The organism is Telmatobacter sp. DSM 110680, assembly GCF_039994875.1.
Lineage (GTDB): Bacteria > Acidobacteriota > Terriglobia > Terriglobales > Acidobacteriaceae > Telmatobacter.
Genome location: NZ_CP121196.1, coordinates 281138 through 297726, shown reverse-complemented (window position 1 = coordinate 297726; position 16589 = coordinate 281138). Strand labels below are relative to the sequence as shown.

Here is a 16589-nt window from a genome sequence, read left to right as displayed (position 1 = left end):
TAATGCTGGATGGACCGGCAACCGTTGAGCTTCACCGGTCCTCCTTCAATGGATTGAACGCCGCAGTCGTGAGTACTGTCTGATCGAAGTACCACAACTGCTTTGAACGATGTCCCTTTCGTCAGCGATCTTCCCCGCGCAGTTCTAAGGGGAGATCTCTGGGAGAGCAAGACATGAGCAATTTCACTCGCAATGTGGTGGCGGCAATCACAGTTCTCGTCCTTGCCGGCACAGTGAGCTTCGCGCAATCTTCAGGCGAAGCGACGTACAAGGCAAAATGCCAGATGTGTCATGGGGAAAAGGGTTTGGCAGATTCGGGCGCGGGCAAAGCTATGAAGGTAAAGCCAGCGACGGACCCTGATGTTAAGAAGTTGAGCGAGGCGCAAATGATTGACGCGGTCCATAATGGCATGGGCAAGATGCAGGCCTACAAGGATAAGTTGACCGACGCGCAAATCAAGGATGCAGTCGAGTACTTCCGCACATTTGCAAAGTAGTTGAAATTGCAGTTCGCAGTTATCGCCTGTAAGTCGCAGTGTGTACTTGAAAGCAGTACCGGCGCATCTCGCATTCCTGGGCATGCGCCGGATTTTAGTTAAACGGTTCCTGGTGCGCATCACAGGCAAAGCCACTTTTTGTTGCCGCTGGTGTTTGAGCAAGTAAGGTTCCAATTGAATGGGCATGGCCCCCAACGATACGGCCATAATGCGTTTTAAAGGAGTCTTGCAATGACGAAGACGATTCGATCGATGGCGGTGCTGGCTGCGACAGTGTGTCTGGCTGGCTCCATGGGCTTCGCTCAAGCGGGTGAAGCGGTCTACAAGGCAAATTGCCAGAGCTGTCACGGCAGCACCGGAACACCGAGCGCCGGTATTGCCAAGATGATGGATGTGAAGCCTGCTTCCGAATACAAGAGCAGCGAAAAGGAACAGATTGACGCCGTCGCGAAAGGGAAGAACAAGATGAAGGCTATGTCTCCTAAACTCACCGACGCGCAGATCAAGGACGCAGTCGATTATTTCCGCACCTTGAAATAGACATAAATCCGGCCCGCTTCACGCCGCAAATTGCAAAGTCCAGTGACAGGTCTTCGTCGCTGCGGTGCCTGAAGCGGGTCATTCACCGTCTGGGGGAACGTAACAATGCTTCAACATTTCCGCGAACACTGGGTTCGGCCAGCCCTGTTCTTCGGCAACAATCCACTCAGTCTCGCCGGTGGCGCCATCACCAGTGCAGCTGGCGTGACCATGATCGGTTATTGGCTGGTCGAACTCTTTGGCCGCCCCAATGACAATCCTTACCTCGGAATCATCTTCTTTCTAATCCTGCCCGCGCTGTTTGTTCTTGGGCTGGTGCTCATCCCGATCGGCCTGTTCGCTCGGCGAAAGAAGCTGCAACTCGCCGGTCAGATTCCCGCCGAATTTCCCAAGATCGATCTCAACGATCGCATGTTCCGCCACGGCATCGACATCGTCCTTGTCGCCACGATCGTGAATCTCCTGGTAGTCTCCATGGCAAGTTATCGCGGCGCGGCCTATATGGATTCGCCGCAGTTCTGCGGGTCTTCCTGCCATGTCATGCATCCCGAGTACACTGCCTACAAAGTATCCGCGCACTCCCATGTTGCCTGCGTAGAGTGCCACATCGGTGCAGGAGCCGAATCGTATTTCAAGGCCAAAGTGAACGGGACCAAGCAGCTTGTCGAAGTCGCCTTCAATCGCTATCCCAAGCCGATCCCGTCTCCAGTGATGAATCTGCGCCCTGCTCGCGAAATCTGCGAAGGTTGCCACACGCCTGCAAAGTTCGTAGGCGAAAAGCTGCTGGTCAAATCTAGCTTTGCCGACGACGAAAAGAACACTGAAACGCAAAGCGTAGTCGTCTTGCACTTAGGCGGCATCGACTCGCTCTCACATCTCACTGGAATTCATGGCGTCCACCTCGGCCACGTCGAATACATCACCACCGACCCCACCCGTACCACAATTCCGTGGGCCGAACGCACATATCCCGATGGGTCCAAGACCGCCTTCGCATCTTCGAACCTGAAAGGTGCCGTGCCGCAGGGAGAGCGTCGCGTAATGGATTGCATCGATTGTCACAATCGCGCTGCCCACACCATGCAGACCGCGGAAGATGCGCTGAACCGCGCCATGGCAGAGGGCGCCATCAGTCCTGAACTTCCGTGGGTTCATAAGAAAGGTCTCGAGCTACTCAAGGCCAACTACGCAACCGAAGCCGAAGCACGCGAAAAAATTCCAGCAGGGCTCACGCAGTTCTATCGCAGCGAACATCCTGATGTGCTCGCTGCCCATCCTGACCTGGTCAAGACTGCTGGAGAAGGCCTCGTCACCGTCTTCACGACCAATAGTTTTCCCGAGATGAAGGTTACTTGGGGGACTCACCCCAATCACATCGGGCACATGAATTATCCCGGATGCTTCCGTTGCCACGATGGCGATCACGTGGCGAAGGAAGGGAAGACTCTTACGCAGGATTGCTCGGTATGCCACAACCTGCTCGCAGTCGACGAAGCTAAGCCTAAGGTTCTATCGGATCTGGGCATTCAATAAAGTTGTAGCGCACTTGGGAAAGGGATGGTTCGCGAGGTTCCAAGAACAGATCTTGGTTCATGGGGCAGGCGGCCATCCCTTTGGTGCATTTGCGCACTTGTTATCTGCCCGTGATAGGCTGGCTCTTCAATTTGAAGGGGCCCAATTCACGATGCATTCCACCAAGACTCTGCACTTCGACCTCGTGGCGGCCGCACACGCCGAGATGTTAGCCGAAGGTTTTCAGCCCGATTTTCCAGCTGGAACCGACACCGAACTTGCCGCCATCAAAGCGCATCCTGAATTGCCCGCAGCACCCGGAGCACAGGATCTTCGCAAGCTTCTCTGGTCCTCCATCGACAACGACACATCCAAGGATCTCGACCAGATCGAGTGGGCCGAGCAATTACCCGACGGTCGCATCCGCGTGCTCATCGGCGTCGCCGATGTAGATGTGCGCGTGCCGAAGGGCACCCTGCTCGACCAGCATGCGCAATCCGAAACAACTTCGGTCTACACCGGCGTCAAAGTATTTCCCATGCTCCCAGCCGACCTCTCTGAAGGCATCACCTCGCTCAATGAGAATGAAGATCGCGTCGCAGACGTAGTCGAGTTCATGGTCGACCCGACTGGCTGCGTCTCTGGGGGCACGGTGTATCGAGCACTGGTTCGCAACCGTGCGCAGCTTGCCTACAACAGCGTGGGCGCATGGCTGGAAGGCCGGAGCCCCGCACCCGCCAAGGTTGCTGCCAACGCTGATCTCGCCGCCCAGCTCAAACTTCAGGACAAGGCCGCACAAGTTTTGGTCGGCTGCCGCTTCCAGCATGGCGCTCTCGATCTTGAAACCATCGAAACGCAACCGTTGATGTCAGCCGATGATCAGGCAGTCGGCATTACCAGCCTCGAAAAGAACCGCGCCACATCCCTCATCGAAGAATTCATGGTCGCGGCCAACGGCACCGTTGCCCGCATATTCGAGGCTGCCGGGATCCCATCGATCTGGCGCATCGTCCGCACCCCCAAACGCTGGGATCGCATGGTGGAAGTTGCAAGCGGGCTGGGAACGAAGCTGCCTGAGCAACCGGATTCCAAGGCGCTGAACGATTTCTTGTTGGCGCAGAAGCAGAAGGATCCGGATCACTTTCCGGACCTCTCGCTCACGGTCGTCAAACTCATGGGTCCGGGCGAATACGTTCTTGTAAAGCCCAATGAACCCTCACCCGGCCACTTCGGCCTCGCGGTGCGCGACTACCTGCACTCGACGGCGCCGAACCGCCGTTTTCCCGATATCATCACGCAGCGGATCATGAAGGCGCATTTGGCCAAGGCCGACCAGCCTTACTCGGAAGGCGATCTGAGCGCGATGGCACAGCACTGCACGCAGATGGAAGACGCCGCGCGCAAGGTTGAACGCAGCATGCAAAAACGGATTGCTGCCGTTGTCCTGCATCCGCGCATTGGCCAGTCGTTTCCGGCAATCGTCACAGGCGTAAGTCAGAGCGGCACATTCGTGCGCGTTCTCAATCCTCACGTTGAAGGCATGTTAGTCAACGCCGGCAAGCCCGGATCAAAGTTCGACGTAGGCGACAAACTCACCGTCAAGCTGGTGAACACCGATCCGCAGAAGGGCTTCATCGACTTTGCCGTGTAGTTTGCGCGAACGAAGCTGACGCAGAAGCTAAATTGTCTTCGCGCTGTCATCCTGAACGCAGTGAAGGATCTGCGGTTGCTCTTCTGGACTCCAAGTGACGTACCCCCGAATGGTAGAGGGAAGCTTCTCTCTGCGTGCTGACAACGCGTGGCCGGGCTTTGTATCACGGGCATGACTTCAGTCGTGCCGCTAACCACCAACGCTCAACCGGGGCTTTAGCCCCTGCGGTGACGTCCTAGCTGTCCGATCCTTCAACAGCCTCGTTCGCCTCGACATATTCATGCACAGGCGCGCTCTCAATGGCGGTCGTCCCCGGTTCATCGATCCAGATACACACAATCCACCACACCAGCACCAGCACATACACGGCGCTGTTGGTATTCAGCAGCTTCTCCTGGATTCCCAGTACATGCTCGTACTCCGCACGCGTATGTGGAACGGTATGCCGCGCAATAATCTCCCAGATTCCCTGCGCTCCCATCTGCGCGATTGACGCTGTCGACAGCCCGATCATGATGCGCTGCACATGGCTGCGCCACCCGGCGCCATAGCGCTGTCCCAACGCCACCACCAGCAGCCCAAGGCCAACGGTAAGCACATCCACAAGCAATCCAGTTTTTACCGCGAACAGTTGCATTACTTGCAGCTTTGCAACCGGCGTATCGAAAGCAATCGCTTTCCAGTTTGGCCACGGGCCCCATTTCCAAAGCACAACTCCGCCCAGCGCCAATAGCGCGACACCCCATCCAGTCCACGCGCGAGGACTCGCCTTTTTGAAAGCCTGGCGAGCCATCTCGACCAGCACCAGCAGACTCACCAGCACCGAAATGTCCGCCAGCGTAATGGCAACCGCACCCATGGTCAGCTGGGGCAGCTTGTCATGCAGCAGCCGGTTCGTCAGCAGGCGCAGCGCCACCAGCACAATAGAAGTGGTGAACCATGGAAATCGCCGTGCGCGGTCGCGTCCCATCAGCACCACCAGCAGCACCAGCAGGGCAGCGAAAGTCAGTGTCCACAAAACCGTAACAGCCGTGAAATGAAAATCGAAATGCATGCAGTCCTTACAATCCAAGCCTCAAGCCCGGAACATGTTCAAGGTGATTTCAGCAGGATGTGCGGAGGGATATGGTGCGCCCGGAGAGATTCGAACTCCCGACCTAACGCTCCGGAGGCGTTCGCTCTATCCAGCTGAGCTACGGGCGCGCTCTACCAGCATACCGTATTTGACTGATAAGGCCCTTGGGAGGTTCGCCCTGACAAGCCCAGGCAATTCGTTCGGGCTCAATGGAGTCTGTTCTTTACTCCCTACTCCCTAGTCCCTGCTCTTATCCTTTTCCCTGCTTTGTCTAAGTTCTTCCATCACCGACTGGATCAGCACCTTCGCCCCTTCCATCCCGCTCAGCACCGCCTGCAGGTCCAGCGCTGGCTTCGATGGATTGCGGCTTGAAGCGCAGTAAACTCCATGCTGCCCCACCATGATCAGCGAATCGGTCAGCAGGTCCAGCGCCACCGCCAGCCTCCCCCGCTCCACCCCCATCATGAACTCATGCTTCTCTAGCTCAGCGCGCCTCTCGTCAAAAATGTCCATGATTCCAGCCTATCCGAAATACCTCAACGTCTACCGTTGCCGCCAGTCGCAGCCAGCACCCACCAGATCGCCGGGCCGCAAGGATTCGCCTGTTTCCACGGATCGCAGCTAGAAGTGACGCACAGTGAGGCTCACGCGTCAGCCTTTGATTGTTCGTTATTGACGGTTAGACGGTCATTCGCCCAGGATCACTTAATATTCCTGCGTGGGTCGAACATCGCTTTCAATCACCTCAGGAGCGAAGGGCGCAACGGACAACAACGCAACCGCGAACTGCTGGAAACCGTCAGGAGATAAGGTATGGGAAATGCGATCGAGTGAGCCCGCCGAAAACAGCGTTGTGGTTGTCTTTGCATTTTTGTATCTCGCGCTTTTCAGTCTCTCCTGCCCTGCACAAGATTTCGGCGTTCCATCTTCAGGACCCTCGCCGACTATTTGCCCAGCTTCGGCGGCCGACAACGTCGCTATAACGGTGGAAGTCACAGACAAGTCGGGTCACCCCATAACAGGACTTGAAGCGGCCGACTTCAAGATCTTCGACAACAAGCAGTCGCAGAAAATCCTTGCATTTCGCTCTGTTGACGCTGCACATCCCCCTCCAGTTCCCATGCAAGTTCAGATCGTCATCGATGCCGTGAACGCAGATGCCGCTCTCGTTGCACAGGAACGGGATGGCGTGACCGCATTCCTGAAACAAAATTCCGGCAGGCTCGAATTTGCAACCTCCTTATCAATCCTTGAGAACTCCGGCCTGACGCCCATAGCCGGTCCATCAAAAGACGGTACAGCGCTGCTCACGGCGCTCAATGCAGCGCCGGCTTTATTGCGGGTTATCAATCGATCGGCTGGAATCTGGGGAGCTGTCGAACGCACCGAGCAAGCCACCACGCTGCTCAAGGAGATGGTCTCGCCCGAGTCGAGGACGCCCGGGCGCAAACTGGTTCTCTTTTTAAGTCCAGGCTGGCCGATGCTCTTCAACTACGAGCTGGACCAACGAGGATGGCTCTTCGATGAAATCGTCGACATATCCAACGGCCTTCGGGAGTCGTGCATTTCGCTTTACACCCTTACCCCCTCCAACTTCGGAAGCAATCTTGCCCCCTCCCCTGCCGGAGATAATCTCTCTCTGCACGACAACTTTCTCAATGGCGTCACAAAGATCGCGGATGCTCAATATGCCGATCTTTCTCTGCAAGTTCTCTCGGAACATTCCGGAGGCCAGGTATTCATCGGCGCTAACGATATTAAGACCGAGATCAACTCTATTTTGCGCAGCGCTGCCGAATCGTACACTTTGGTCTTCGAGCGTGCGCCCGGCGGCCGCGTCACGGAGTACCACGCCATCCGCGTCGTAATCGATAAGCCCGCAGTCAAGATCCATACCACGGCTGGCTACTACGTGAACGGTCCCTGAGAGTGTTTTGGCTCTCGCATCGATGGCACATCCGGCCGCCAGCCGGCTGAAAGTTTATAGTTTCTGGTTACATTCGGGGCAGATTTGAATTTGGTCATTGGGATTTCCAGCACATCTCGCGTCTGCGTAGCGTTGCTGTTCTCCATGGCGACAATCGCCGCGCAACAGATCCAGCCTCCTCCCCTGGTGCCGACCACGGCTCCTCCGCCTCCTCCAGGCTTTGAGATGTCGCAAAGCCTCGATCTGGATAGCGGGATGCCCGACCCCGCACAGGGACTCATCCGTGTGGATGTGACTGTGACCGACAAGGCAGGCAAGCCCGTAACAGGGCTCTCTCAAAAAGATTTCACTCTCCTCGACAACCATCAGCAACAGAAGATCGTGACGTTTCAGGCATTCAATGGCGGCATTCAGCCTGCCAGCTCCCTTGAGGTCATCCTCGTGATTGACGAGCTGAATATGCTGGCGGCGAATTTACGATTCGGAAAGACAGAGGCCTCCAATGTTGATCGCGAGGCGGAGAAGTTTCTGCGCTCTCATGGAGGGGTTCTACAGCATCCGACCATCATCTACCGCCTTACCGAGCATGGGCTTTTCGCAACGTCGCATGCCACGGCGGACGGTAATGAACTCGCTCATGAAATTGAACAGGGGGGATTGGAGCGCCGAATATGGGCGCCGTCGGTCATCGCAGAAGATGTCCGGAACATCGGCGTTGGCGGGGGCGTAAGCGCTAGGATCAGCCAATCGCTGATTGCCCTCGGATCCATCGCCATCGAGGAGCGCCGGAAACCGGGACGAAAACTGATGTTCTGGATCGGCAACGGGTGGCAAATCGAAAATCGCAAGGCCTCTGGGCTGCCTGATTTTTCAGTCGAACTCCTGACCCGCATGCGCGAAGCCCGCATCAACCTCTGGGGCTCATCAGAGTGGCCCATCTATAACTCGGCCGGTCTCCCTGTGCCCGTCGTGGACTATGCGATGAAGGAGTATCTAGGAGGGCCAAAGCCCGATTCCACCTCCTTCGAATATCTCTCGCTGCCTGTCCTCGCCGCTCGCAGCGGAGGTGGAATGCTCGATACCAGCCACAATCTCGCCGTGCTGATCGATGAACACGTCCAGGAGGAAAGCCGCTACTACTCCATTACCTTCGATCCTCCACGCACCAACCAGATCGACGAGTATCACCATCTGCAGATCGAACTGGACCAGGCAGATATGACGGTGCACTCTTGCGAGGATTATTACGACGAGCCGGTCTTCTATGATCAGCCGCCCGTCAAACAGCCCGTCACCGTGAAAGAGTTGGAAGCGCTGATCGCGGCCGCACACGACGTCTCCAGATCCGATTTAACGCTCCAGCTCGATGGCATGCAACTGACCGAACGTCTGAACAGCTCCAAGCTAGCCAAGCTTGGGAAGGAAGTGCGCGGGAGCAAGGCGCGCGAGGCGTTGGAAGTCGTCGCAGACGAGTCGGCATTCCTAACTCCACCAGCCAATGAAGTTCTCACCACGCCGCCGCCGAACGTCGCCACGCAGCGTCAGATCATCGCCGCCACCATTTCTTACATCAACACCACAATCCCAAAACTGCCCGACTTTTTCGCGACCCGCACGACCGTCCAATATCATGAGTTGCCGCCCAAACCGAACCAGACATGGAAGACTGCAACGGGCGACGTGTCCCTGTACCAGGGCGAGACGGCAACCGCTACTCTTCGCTTCCACAACGGGAAGGAACAGGTGGAGGACCAGTCCATTACGAGCGACCCGTCCCTTCACCATGGCGAAACAAGTATCGCCAGAGTGAAGGAAGAGTTCATGACGGACTCACCGCACAGTTCCGGTCTTGAGCGCCTCCAGACGATCGGCACCTTCGGCCCTATTCTCGTGGCGGTGATGACCGCTGCCAGACTGCCGCACAGCGATTTGGAATGGGTGCGCTGGGAGCAGGGCGAGAGTGGTCCCTTCGCCGTCTTCCGTTATCGCGTACCCGAGGAAACGCGACTCTTCACCGCTGAATTCTGCTGCCTGGCCAATGACTTTGGCGCGATCCCTTTCAAGAAATCTGCTCCCTTCCATGGGGAGATCGCAGTGGATCCATCCACAGGCGCGATCATGAGATTGACCATTCAGGCCGACCTCGAGTGGAGGCAGCCTCTCGAACAATCCAACGTCATGGTCGAATACCGTTCAGTGCGAAAAGGCGCAAGGATATTTATCTGCCCTTCAAAGAGTGTCTCCATCTCCCGGCAGCGTAGAAACATGTTGATCCGGGAGTGGGGCGAAGGCTTTAGAGTCTATGCCCCTTTCGAAACGCTTCTGAACGAAATGCGCTTCGAAAAATACCACATCTTTGGGTCCACCTCGCGAATCCTCCCGGACTTCATCGAGGTGCCACAAGGTAAATAGGAGTTACTGGGCAGCTGTCTCGTGGCTGTATTGAAGTTGTGACTAAACATCCAGCTTCTTCATGAACTCGGCGTCTTCGCGCAACTCCGTCATCGGGTCGCCTTCGAATTCCTCTTGCTCGATGAAGTAGTGTTTCAGCCCCGTCGCGGCGCGGAAGATCGGCTTGTAATCAATAAATCCTTTGCCCATCACAACGTTGCGCAATTTTCCGTCCGGCTCTTTAACCATGTCCTTCACGTGCAGCAGCGGAAAGCGTTCGGGAAACTTGCTCAGGTACTCGACGGGATTGTGTCCGCCGCCGACCACCCAGCCGCAGTCCATCTCGAACTTCACCAGGTTAGGATCGGTGCGCTTCAGCAATTCGTCAAAAAACACCACGCCGTTCTCAGTTCCAAATTCCACCGTGTGGTTGTGATAGCCGAACGTCATGCCCGCGGCTTTCACCTTCGCGCCGATGGCATTGAACTGATCGGCCACATACCGCCAGTCGTCCAGGTTCAACTCGCCCTTGCGGGTCGGATCACGATGCACCCCAGCCCACGAACAGATGATGTACTCAAGCCCGATCGCCTGTCCGTATTGGATCAACTGGTCAAACTGCGTCTTCAACTGCGTCAACTGATGATGGGTACTCACGCATTTCAACCCGGCCTTTTGCAGCGCATTACCGAAATCTGCCGCTGTCTTGTCAAAGTAGCCAGCCGCCTCTACTTCTGTGTAACCGGCGGCCGCCAGCTGATGCAGAGTGCCCTCAAAATCCTTTGGCAACAGGTTGCGCACAGAATAGAGTTGCAATCCGACCGGGAACCGCAACGGCGCGGCACTCAAACGTTCACCGCCCACGCACGCTGCCGCAACCACTGCGCTAGAAGCCTTCAAAAAACTGCGTCGGGAAGAAATATTCATCCACGTATTCTCCTCAAGGTCGTTGCTAGCCCTTGATCGTTTGTGAAGCCGCGTCCCACATGGCCACGTTCTTATGGAAGTAAGAATGGTTAGCCATGTGGCATGCGATCGCACAGTTGTTGCCAAAAACTTCGTCTTCAACAACGTGCTCGCGTGTAACTACGGCTTGAAAGAAGTTTGAAAGATGATCGGCGGTGTCATCAGACCCCTGTGGCGCTGAATACGTCTCCGTCGCGGGCAGGGGTGCCGGTGCCTGCGGATGAGCCGCATGCCAATCATCCAGATATTTCTTCTTCGTCTCGGCCGTCCATCCATCGAGCGCGTATCCCTCCGGCTGAGGCCGCGTATCCTGCGAAGTCACGGTGAGCGTGTTGCCATTGATCGTCAGCGTGGACTCCTTACCGTAAAAGATGGTGATGTCGCCAGCCGCGTTGTTTTGATTGCAATGCATATTGACTCTGACGCCGGGATAATCGTAGAGAGTCACCAGTAAGTCGGGGAAATCGCGTCCGTCTTTGAAGTGAGTCAGGCTTCCCGTGGAATATGCACGCTCCGGAATCGCGTTGATTCCGGTCACGCACTGCATACCCGACAACAAGTGCACAAACAGATCTCCCGCTACGCCCTCGCCATAATCCGCGAAGCACCGCCAACGGAAGAATCGCGCTGCGTCAAACGGCCGCTGCGGAGCATCGCGCAGCCATGTCGTCCAGTCAATCGTCTCCGCACTCGCATCGGGCGCCACCGGATACACCCACGCTCCGGACGGGGAATTGCGATCGGTGTAAGCCTCAATCGACGTGACCTCACCCAGCCGTCCCGACTTGTAGATCTCAGCCGCCTTCTTGAAAACGGTGCTGCTCACGCGCTGGCTGCCTGCTTGGAAAATCCGTTTCCCATCCTGCACGGCTTTCACCATCGCCAGCCCGTCCGCCACGTTGTGTGACATGGGCTTCTCGCAATACACATCCTTGCCCGCTGCTACGCAATCCAGCACCACGTGCCGGTGCTGAAAATCCGCGACCGCAACGACCACCGCATCCACATCCTTGCGGTCCAGCAACTCGCGATAATCCTTCGTCGTCGGAACTTCAGAGCCGTAAGCCTCAACGCCGGCCTTGCGATGCATCTCGTACAAGTCGGCGGTACCCACGCAGACGCCGCTTTGCACCTTCTTCGCCGACCGCAACAGATCGCACCCACGAATCCCGGTTCCGATCGAAACAAAGCGAATCTTGCGATCGCTCGGCGCGCTCTGTGCTGCCAGAACGCTTGGCTCCAGCGCAATCGATTTAGCCGCAGCCGCCACCGAAACTGCGCCCGCCCCCAGCCGCACAAAGTCTCTGCGTGAAATTGGTCCCATTGGATGAAGCCTTTCCCGTGCGACCGCAATTCTCGCTTGCCAGACGGCGCCGTGTCTACCAACCACACGCCAGGCACGCGTCAAATGACATACGATGCTTACGTTGTCACAGTCTCAACTTCAGAGAGAGCCTGGGTATGTCGAAAAAGCTGCTGGATATTTTCTTCGGTTCGAGATTCGCAACGATCGCCGGCGCAAGTTTTCTAGCTGCTTCATTCCTGTTCGCGGCTACATGCGCTCAAACCTTATCACCTAAGACTCCAGCGCATCTCGACCTTGGCCCCAACATCCTGCTCTTCGATCCGTCAATGCCTATGGCCGAAATACAGGCTCGGATCGATAAGGTGTACGCGATTCAGCAGCACAGCGAATTCGGCACCGCGCGTTATGCTTTCCTTTTCCTTCCCGGCGATTATCAAGTCGACATTCCCGTAGGCTTCTACACCCAGGTGCTCGGCCTCGGTGCTACACCCGATGCCGTTCACATCACCGGCAACGTCCACTCTGACGCCAGCCTGCCGCGCAACAACGCCACCTGCACCTTCTGGCGCGGAGTCGAAGGCTTCTCCGTCACGCCCACCGACGGCACTATGCAATGGGCCGTCTCGCAGGCAGTGCCCTTCCGCCGCATGCACATCCGCGGCAACATCGTTCTACACCAAAAGGGTGGATGGGCCAGCGGCGGCTGGATGTCTGATTCGCTGATTGACGGAAATGTCGGCGCAGGCCCGCAGCAGCAGTGGATCTCCCGCAACAGTGAGTGGGGCGGCTGGACCGGCGCCAACTGGAACATGGTCTTCGTCGGCATCCCAAATCCTCCGCAAGGCGAGTGGCCCCAGCCGCCCTACACCAAGGTCGACAAAACCCCCATCGTCCGTGAGAAGCCCTTTCTCGAAGTCGATGCGAAAGGGAACTGGAGCGTTCGCATTCCCGCTCTCCAGACCGACAGCAAAGGCATCACGTGGCACGGCGGATCAACGCCCGGCCGCTCCATTCCGCTCAGCCAGTTCTACATCGCCCACGCGGACAAAGACACTGCCGCCACCATGAACGCGCAACTGGTCGAAGGCAAAAACCTGCTGCTCGCTCCCGGGATATATGACCTCAATCAGCCGATCCAGATCACACGCCCCGAAACCATCGTGATAGGCCTTGGCTTTGCCACTCTTCACCCCACCAATGGCAATGCAGCCATCACCACCGCCGACGTCGACGGCATCGACATCGCTGGACTTTTGTTCGACGCCGGCGAGAAAATCTCTCCCGTTCTGGTCGAAGTGGGTCCGCAAGGCAGCCACGCCTCGCACGCCAAAAATCCCATCTTCCTTCACGATGTTTTCTTTCGCGACGGTGGGGCGGGTGCAGGCAGCGTCAAGGCCAATCTCAGCGTCAACTCCAACGACACCATCATCGATCACACTTGGATATGGCGTGCCGATCACGGCCGCGGCGTCGGCTGGACCAGCAACCTCAGCGATAACGGTCTCGTAGTCAACGGCAACCACGTCACCGCCTACGGCCTCTTCGTCGAACATCATCAGCAATTCCAGGTCCTATGGAACGGCAACCACGGTCGAACCTACTTCTACCAATCCGAAATCCCCTATGATCCGCCCGACCAATCCAGCTACACCTCCGCTCCGGCCACCAATGGCTGGGCCTCCTACAAAGTCGCCGACGACGTTACCAGCCACGAAGCCTGGGGTCTTGGCATCTACTCGGTCTTCCGCCACCCCAATGTCGAGCTGACGCGCGCCATCGAAGTTCCAGTCGCGCCCGGCGTCCGCTTCCATCACATGATCACCGTAGCCCTCGACAACCTCGGAGAAATCTCCAATGTCATCGACGACAAAGGCGGCCCCACACACGTCGCACCCAACCGCATCGACCCGAAGGTTGCAGAGTTCCCGACGCAATGAAACCCATCACAGCTGATGGCGAATGTTTTTGAGATACCGCAGAGGGTGCTTGAAAATGAACGACGCCGGATATCGATAGGTGCTGACGACTACCCCCATCGTTACCGTTTCGAAGGTTGCTTGTTGATCGAAACCAATACGGAGAGGAGGGATAATCTGATCGCCTTGGTGGAGTTCTGTGCTAGGAATTCTGGACTTCTGAAATACATTGCGTGAAATCACGACGTCATATTTGCCTGGCTCTACCGAAAGCGTGAAATTGCCCGCTTGGTCGGTCTGGCCACTCGCCGCTGTTTTCTCGCCGGCAATCAGAACCACCAGAACACCCTTCATCGGAGTGGATCCGTCGGGGCTTAGAACCGTACCTGACAACCGCGCCATGTTTGGAGAATCCAAAGTCTGTGCTGCTGCCGTTCCCGCTGCAAGCGATGCCGCCAGAACAAATCCAGCTGCCATTCCATGCTTCGACTCTTGATCACGCGTCTCAATCGATCCATCAGCATTGCGCACGATCCGCGCACAAAGCCGACCTTCCTCTTCTACAAGCAGCTTTCGAATCTCACTCGCAGTCATACCCGCAAAGTTGTGAACTTGCTTGTCGCACGTTTCGCAGTGTCGCGACTTCGTGTTGCCGCGCATCGCATCCCACGACTGAGCGCAGAGTTCCGTATGTCGAAGTCTCAGGCGCAACCGGCGTCCGAACATAGGCGAAGTCACCGTGGTGCGCACAAGTGTATGAATTTAGGTCGCCGCGAGCAACTGAATTCGGCGTGAAACAATGGAACCCTACACATCATGAGCACCGAAAACGTTCCAGAATCCCAGCCCACCTCCGACACTCCCGAAGCCGCCAGCGACCAAACGCCAGCTCCTGCCGGCGATGTCTCCGCTCCAGTCGCATCACCTCAGAAGCCGGCTGAGCCAGCAGCGGAAGCCCCACCCGAAGAGCCCGCCGAACCGCAGGAAAACTTCGCCGACATTCTCTCCCAGTTTGAGAAGAGCCACACCCACAAGCCCGCATCCGGCGTGAAGCAGATCGAGGGCACAGTCGTCTCCCTCTCCGCCGAACAGGTTTTCGTAGACATCGGCTACAAGACTGAAGGCGTCCTTCCCCGCTCCGCCTTCCGGAACAATGCCGAGAGCATCAAGCCAGGCGACGCGATCAACGTTTCGGTGAAGGGCCGCAATGAAGAGGGATACTACGACCTCACCCTCTTCAAGGTCTCGCAGCCTCGCGATTGGTCCGCGCTCGAAGCAGCCTTTGCTGAGAAACTGGCCGTAGTCGGCACCGTCACCGCCGTCATCAAGGGCGGCCTCACGGTCGACATTGGTGTCCGCGCCTTCATGCCTGCCAGCCGCAGCGGTTCGCGTGATGCAGCCGAGCTCGAGAAAATGGTCGGCACCGAAATCACCTGCCGCATCACCAAGCTCGACGTCACCGACGAAAACGTCGTCGTCGATCGCCGCGTCGTTCTCGAAGAACAGGCCCGCGCGGAGCAGGAAGGCCGCTACGTCACCATGCAGCCCGGCGACATACTTGAAGGCACCGTTCGCAGCCTCATGGCCTACGGAGCGTTCGTCGACCTTGGCGGCATTGACGGCCTGCTCCACGTCAGCGACATCTCGTGGAGTCGCGTCAACAAACCTGAAGACGTGCTTGCAGTCGGCCAGCAAATCCAAGTCCGCATTCTCAAAATCGATCCTGACACCAAGAAGATTTCACTCGGCCTCAAGCAGCTTCAGCCCGAACCGTGGGAGGCCGCGCAAAGCAAATATCAGGTTGGCCAGCGCATCACCGGCGCCGTTACGCGCCTCGCTGATTTCGGTGCTTTCGTCGAAATTGAGCCCGGCGTCGAAGGCCTCATCCACATCTCCGAAATGTCCTGGGGCAAAAAAATCCACCATCCCAGCGACGTTCTCAAGCAGGGCGACACCGTCGACACTGTCATCCTCGGAATTAAGCCAGAAGATCGCCGCATCTCGCTCGGTCTTAAGCAAACGCTCACGGACCCGTGGTCCGATGTCATCAGCAAATTTCCCGTTGGCTCGCAGGTCGAGGGCCCTGTCACCAAGATCATGCCCTTCGGCGCATTCATCCAGATCGCCGACGGCATCGAAGGTCTCGTCCACGTCAGTGAGATCAGTGCCGACAAGCGTATCAATCACCCGCAGGACGTACTTCGCGCCGGCCAGGTCGTCAAAGCCCAGGTGCTTGGCATCGCTCCGGAAAAGCGTCAGATTAAGCTCAGCATGAAGCAGTTGATTCCCACCAGCATCGACGAGTACATCGCCGAGCACAAGCAGGGGGATACCGTCTCAGGTCGCGTAGTCGACGAGTCCCCAACCAGCGCCACCGTGGAACTGGGCGAAGGAATTCGCGCTACCTGCCGCGTTGCAAAGTCCGCTGCGCCCGCGCCAGAAGCCAAGGCGCCAGGAAAAGCCGACCTGTCTTCGCTCTCGAATATGTTGCAAGCCCGCTGGAAGGGAAGTGCAGCCGCGCCATCAGCAGCACCCGAGCCGCTCCGTTCCGGCCAGATCCGCAGCTTCAAAATCACGAAGCTCGACGCCGACTCCAAAACCGTCGAAGTTCAACTGGCCTGAGGTCCTCATTGCCGGACGTTTGTCAAACGCTCTCAGATCTCTAGGCCTGAAGTTCTCCATGGAGTGACGCTGTCATTCTGAGCGAACGGGGCCCCGAACGTACCAGGGGCCCCGCAGAGCGATAGCTCTGTGGGGTGGGTTCGGGGGTGGGAAGCGAAGAATCTGCTTTTCGGCCTATTCATTAGA

The 16589-nt window shown here is 57.2% G+C and carries 13 protein-coding genes and 1 tRNA gene; 8 read left to right on the top strand and 6 right to left on the bottom strand.

The window, feature by feature from the left end; translation table 11 throughout:
- The first annotated feature begins 173 nt into the window (after positions 1–173).
- The 4 genes from P8935_RS01155 to P8935_RS01140 all read left to right on the top strand — a co-directional run bounded on the left by P8935_RS01155 (position 174) and on the right by P8935_RS01140 (position 4200).
- Positions 174–497 carry a cytochrome c gene (locus P8935_RS01155; RefSeq protein WP_348263177.1) on the top strand — a complete coding sequence of 108 codons (324 nt, stop codon included), beginning with the start codon at positions 174–176 and terminating at the stop codon, positions 495–497.
- A gap of 231 nt (positions 498–728) precedes the next feature.
- Positions 729–1037, top strand: a complete 309-nt coding sequence (locus P8935_RS01150) for a cytochrome c (protein ID WP_348263176.1) — start codon at positions 729–731, stop codon at positions 1035–1037.
- A 105-nt stretch (positions 1038–1142) separates the two neighbouring features.
- Positions 1143–2570, top strand: coding sequence for a NapC/NirT family cytochrome c (locus tag P8935_RS01145; RefSeq protein ID WP_348263175.1), 1428 nt, complete (start codon positions 1143–1145; stop codon positions 2568–2570).
- Between the two features lie 151 nt (positions 2571–2721).
- Positions 2722–4200, top strand: coding sequence for an RNB domain-containing ribonuclease (locus P8935_RS01140; RefSeq protein WP_348263174.1), 1479 nt, complete (start codon positions 2722–2724; stop codon positions 4198–4200).
- Between the two features lie 235 nt (positions 4201–4435).
- Here the strand turns inward: P8935_RS01140 and P8935_RS01135 are convergent, their stop codons facing one another.
- The 3 genes from P8935_RS01135 to P8935_RS01125 form a co-directional block, all read right to left on the bottom strand.
- Positions 4436–5254: a hypothetical protein gene (locus P8935_RS01135; protein ID WP_348263173.1), complete on the bottom strand. Its 819-nt coding sequence runs from the start codon at positions 5252–5254 to the stop codon at positions 4436–4438.
- A 72-nt stretch (positions 5255–5326) separates the two neighbouring features.
- A tRNA-Arg gene (locus P8935_RS01130) sits at positions 5327–5403 on the bottom strand.
- A gap of 109 nt (positions 5404–5512) precedes the next feature.
- The gene (locus tag P8935_RS01125; protein ID WP_348263172.1) at positions 5513–5788 is read right to left on the bottom strand and encodes a hypothetical protein; all 276 of its coding nucleotides are present in this window, start codon (positions 5786–5788) and stop codon (positions 5513–5515) included.
- Between the two features lie 307 nt (positions 5789–6095).
- On the opposite strand from P8935_RS01125, the gene P8935_RS01120 reads away from it, so the two are divergent.
- Positions 6096–7202 (top strand): VWA domain-containing protein, encoded by a 1107-nt coding sequence (locus P8935_RS01120; RefSeq protein WP_348263171.1) that lies wholly within the window; start codon positions 6096–6098, stop codon positions 7200–7202.
- Positions 7203–7346: 144 nt separating this feature from the next.
- The gene (locus tag P8935_RS01115; protein WP_348263170.1) at positions 7347–9614 is read left to right on the top strand and encodes a VWA domain-containing protein; all 2268 of its coding nucleotides are present in this window, start codon (positions 7347–7349) and stop codon (positions 9612–9614) included.
- Positions 9615–9656: 42 nt separating this feature from the next.
- On the opposite strand, the gene P8935_RS01110 is transcribed toward P8935_RS01115, so the two are convergent.
- Positions 9657–10520, bottom strand: coding sequence for a sugar phosphate isomerase/epimerase family protein (locus P8935_RS01110; protein ID WP_348263169.1), 864 nt, complete (start codon positions 10518–10520; stop codon positions 9657–9659).
- Positions 10521–10545: 25 nt separating this feature from the next.
- Positions 10546–11883 carry a Gfo/Idh/MocA family oxidoreductase gene (locus tag P8935_RS01105; RefSeq protein ID WP_348263168.1) on the bottom strand — a complete coding sequence of 446 codons (1338 nt, stop codon included), beginning with the start codon at positions 11881–11883 and terminating at the stop codon, positions 10546–10548.
- A gap of 137 nt (positions 11884–12020) precedes the next feature.
- On the opposite strand from P8935_RS01105, the gene P8935_RS01100 reads away from it, so the two are divergent.
- Complete coding sequence (locus P8935_RS01100; RefSeq protein ID WP_348263167.1) at positions 12021–13802, top strand: coagulation factor 5/8 type domain-containing protein; 1782 nt, start codon at positions 12021–12023, stop codon at positions 13800–13802.
- A 6-nt stretch (positions 13803–13808) separates the two neighbouring features.
- Here P8935_RS01100 and P8935_RS01095 read toward each other — a convergent pair whose 3' ends face one another.
- Complete coding sequence (locus tag P8935_RS01095; protein ID WP_348263166.1) at positions 13809–14258, bottom strand: carboxypeptidase-like regulatory domain-containing protein; 450 nt, start codon at positions 14256–14258, stop codon at positions 13809–13811.
- 339 nt (positions 14259–14597) lie between these two features.
- Here P8935_RS01095 and P8935_RS01090 point away from each other — a divergent pair, with 339 nt between their 5' ends.
- Entirely contained in the window at positions 14598–16403 is a 1806-nt protein-coding gene (locus P8935_RS01090) for a 30S ribosomal protein S1 (protein WP_348263165.1), read from the top strand.
- Positions 16404–16589 lie beyond the last annotated feature (186 nt).